The sequence below is a fragment of the Streptomyces sp. NPDC057543 genome (genome assembly GCF_042801895.1).
Lineage (GTDB): Bacteria > Actinomycetota > Actinomycetes > Streptomycetales > Streptomycetaceae > Streptomyces.
Window position 1 is genome coordinate 1 of sequence record NZ_JBHVFF010000521.1, and the last position, 2,769, is coordinate 2,769.

At 66.8% G+C, this 2,769-nt stretch carries 6 protein-coding genes; 3 read left to right on the plus strand and 3 right to left on the minus strand.

Annotated features, from left to right (window positions below; translation table 11 throughout):
- Window positions 1–109: 109 nt before the first annotated feature.
- Genes ACFU8Q_RS40765 through ACFU8Q_RS40775 form a run of 3 tightly spaced genes read right to left on the minus strand, consistent with a single transcriptional unit; the run spans window position 110 to window position 1,744 of the window.
- Entirely contained in the window at window positions 110–961 is an 852-nt protein-coding gene (locus ACFU8Q_RS40765) for a helix-turn-helix domain-containing protein (RefSeq protein ID WP_384465057.1), read from the minus strand.
- A gap of 20 nt (window positions 962–981) precedes the next feature.
- Window positions 982–1,512: a DUF6879 family protein gene (locus tag ACFU8Q_RS40770; protein WP_384465060.1), complete on the minus strand. Its 531-nt coding sequence runs from the start codon at window positions 1,510–1,512 to the stop codon at window positions 982–984.
- On the minus strand, window positions 1,490–1,744 hold the full coding sequence (locus ACFU8Q_RS40775) for a hypothetical protein (RefSeq protein WP_384465063.1): 255 nt from the start codon (window positions 1,742–1,744) through the stop codon (window positions 1,490–1,492). The genes ACFU8Q_RS40770 and ACFU8Q_RS40775 overlap by 23 nt, the downstream gene beginning before the upstream one ends.
- A 197-nt stretch (window positions 1,745–1,941) precedes the next feature.
- On the opposite strand from ACFU8Q_RS40775, the gene ACFU8Q_RS40780 reads away from it, so the two are divergent.
- The 3 genes from ACFU8Q_RS40780 (at window position 1,942) to tgmA (ending at window position 2,710) form a co-directional block, all read left to right on the plus strand.
- Window positions 1,942–2,094 (plus strand): hypothetical protein, encoded by a 153-nt coding sequence (locus ACFU8Q_RS40780; RefSeq protein ID WP_384465072.1) that lies wholly within the window; start codon window positions 1,942–1,944, stop codon window positions 2,092–2,094.
- A gap of 163 nt (window positions 2,095–2,257) precedes the next feature.
- The gene (locus ACFU8Q_RS40785) at window positions 2,258–2,419 is read left to right on the plus strand and encodes a hypothetical protein (protein ID WP_384465066.1); all 162 of its coding nucleotides are present in this window, start codon (window positions 2,258–2,260) and stop codon (window positions 2,417–2,419) included.
- A 96-nt stretch (window positions 2,420–2,515) separates the two neighbouring features.
- Complete coding sequence (gene tgmA, locus ACFU8Q_RS40790) at window positions 2,516–2,710, plus strand: putative ATP-grasp-modified RiPP (protein ID WP_384465069.1); 195 nt, start codon at window positions 2,516–2,518, stop codon at window positions 2,708–2,710.
- Window positions 2,711–2,769: the final 59 nt, after the last annotated feature.

Sequence of the window (2,769 nt, forward strand, 5' to 3'; positions counted from 1 at the left end):
TGCACGAGATACTGGTCCCGGTGGGCGCCCTGGAGCGTGGCCCGGTAGGCCGCCTCGTGCTCCACGAACGCCGTCGGGTCGTCGATCGCGTGCAGAGTGAGTACCGGGATCAGCCGAGTGCGTCGATGGCCTTCGTGATCAGGGCGCGCGCGTCCGCCCCGTAAGCGGCCATGCTTCGCAGCTGCTCGAACGCAGTGAGGTAGAGCCCAATCTCGCTGGGCTGCGTGATGTTCACCTGCGCAGACAGAAGTTCCACGGAAACTAGGGTGTCGTCGTAGACGTGGAACGTCTCTTGCGGCCAGAGCGCCCGCTCCCTCGTGGCCAAAGGGATGATGCCCAACGAGACCGCAGGCAGAGCCCCGACGGATAGGAGATGTCCGAGCTGGGCAGCCATGGCATCTGAGTCGCCAAGCTGGAAGTACAGGGCCGACTCCTCGATGAGCAGCAGGCACCGATGTCCCGGCTCTCGGATGACCTGCGACCGCTCCACTCTGGCGGCAGCCGCCTCCGCCCCATCGTCCGGGACATCGAGCAGTCGGGCGTTCGCACTGAGCAGCGCGCTGGCGTACCCCTCGGTCTGCACAAGCCCGGGCACAAGGGTCGGCGAGTAGACACGGAACACCCGGGTGGCCCGGTACAGCTGCACGTAGCTGTCCTGAAGCTGCCGCAGCCCGGTACGAACCCTGCGTCGCCACTCGGTGTAGAGCGTCTCCGCATGCCGCGACGCGGCGATCAGGTCGGCCGCCCTGGTCGGTGCATCGCAGGTCTCGCACCAGTCGCGAATGTCCCGGGCCGAGGGTGGCGTCTTGGCGTTCTCAATCCGGGACGTCTTCGCGTGGTGCCAGCCGCATTTGGCGGCTAGCTGGGTCACGGTCAGGCCGGCGTCCTGCCGGAGCTCGCGGAGCTGCCGGGCCACGCCTTCGCGGGCGGCCTGAGCGGAGGACGACGGTGAGATGGGCATGCCGGTGTGGGTGCTTCCTGTCAGAGGAGTTGGTATTGGTCGTGGGGCGTTGCCCGGTCCCACACCGCTTCGAAGGCGTCGGCGCTCTGCTTCACGATGTGGGGTTCGGTGCGGAGTTCAAGGCCCGGCTCGGACCAGTTGCCTGCCCCGGTGAAGTGGTTGAAGAGGACCGACTGCCCGTCGAAGATCCACAGATCATTACCGGGCAGCATCAGGTCTGATGCGGTCCGGCGCGGTAACCACCGGACGAGTTCTCCGGCGTGAATGTTGACTGCCGTGCCAGCGTGCTCGTACCTGATGTACTCGGTGACCGGCTCAGACACGACGCGAGCTCTGCGCACCGTGACGCCGCGGGCGGTGGCCCGCGAGATGAGATCCACCCAGGGGGCCCAGTACGCCGATGCCGGATCGGTGTCGCGCTCGCCCGTCCGCCGCCAGCGCCCGAAGTCATCGGCCTCGTCACCGACCCCGTAGGCGTCGCGCATCTCCAGGTGCACCGCGGAGTGCTGTGCTGCTTCGAGGAGCTCGTTAAAGCTGACGTTCGGCGGCATCGCAGGCCTTCCTCAAGGCCGGCACCATGCGGGCCGGGATGCGAATGACGGTCTCGTGATCGGGGATACCAGGCGCGTGGCCGGGGGCAGTGTTGCGGCTGCATTCCTCGCGCGTCGCCTCGTCTGCCTTGTAGCTCTGCATGACGATGTCCTGCGTTTCCGGGTCCACCCACACGGTGGGTGACCCGCTTTGCCCTGTGTCCGGGTCGATTCCGATGAACTCTAAGCTCACTGCTGCCTCCGGCGTGAGGTTGGTGCGCTGATGTGCACCAACCTGACGCCTATGGCTTCCGGGGTCAAGAGTGTGTATGAGCCGTACTTACTCGTCCGAGGGCATGAGCGCACACTCATGCACATCGCTGGTGTGCGCGCACGGGCGGTCCCTACGGTCAGCGGTATTCCTCACCGACCGCGACGGGGGGCTTACCCGTGACGATGACGATCAAGGTGTACGAGGTAGACCGGTACGGCAGAACTCGCGTCGTGCGCCCGGAGGCCGAGGTCACCCCGCTCAAGACCGTGGACCAGTCGTCCGCGTATCCGGACTGCGAGTGCGACCAGTGCAAGGCCAAGCAGCCGTGACCGCCCAGACAAAGCCGGCCGCCGAGCCGGATGCCGCGTACCGCACCTTGATCGGTCACACCTACAGCTGTGCCACCTGCCGCGCCGGGGCGTCGTGCCTCACTGCGGTACAGCTCGACCGAGCGTGGCGTGCGGCCCGCGGCCCGATGCGGAAGGCCAGCCGATGAGAACCGAGTCGACCGAGCTCATCACCCACTGCTGCTGGGACATGGACCCCAAAACCGCTGCGCGCTGCACGCTGGAGCCTGAGCACGACGGCGACCACTACACCCCGCATACGACGCCGTGGAACCAGCCGGGCATCTCATGGCCCGCCCAACGCTGACGTTCGCGCGTCCAAGAACTCCCGCTCCGGCCGATGCGCTGACCGGGGCGGGCTGCACAGAGAGAAGTCAGAAGCCACGCAACCACGGAGGTAGCAGTGACAACACCCTTCGCTCTCCAGTACGCCACCCCCCGCCTGCCGGAACCGGCGACGCCGTTCGCTTTCGACCCCGCCCGCCAGATGAACATCTGCCCGGACGGATCGCCCGCGGCGACGAACTACCCCGTCCTCCTGAGCACCTCCTCCACCTCGTCTACCGCCGGCAGCAAGACCCACAACGACGACGACTGACATGACCGTCCTCATCCTCACGTCCGAGGACGACGTCACGGCGGACATGGTGGTTCACC

What these genes read in the sequence shown, in the direction of transcription:
- ACFU8Q_RS40765 (WP_384465057.1), bottom strand. Translation starts at nt 961, where the DNA reads ATGCCCATCTCACCGTCGTCCTCCGCTCAGGCCGCCCGCGAAGGCGTG.
- ACFU8Q_RS40770 (WP_384465060.1), bottom strand. Translation starts at nt 1,512, where the DNA reads ATGCCGCCGAACGTCAGCTTTAACGAGCTCCTCGAAGCAGCACAGCAC.
- ACFU8Q_RS40785 (WP_384465066.1), top strand. Translation starts at nt 2,258, where the DNA reads ATGAGAACCGAGTCGACCGAGCTCATCACCCACTGCTGCTGGGACATG.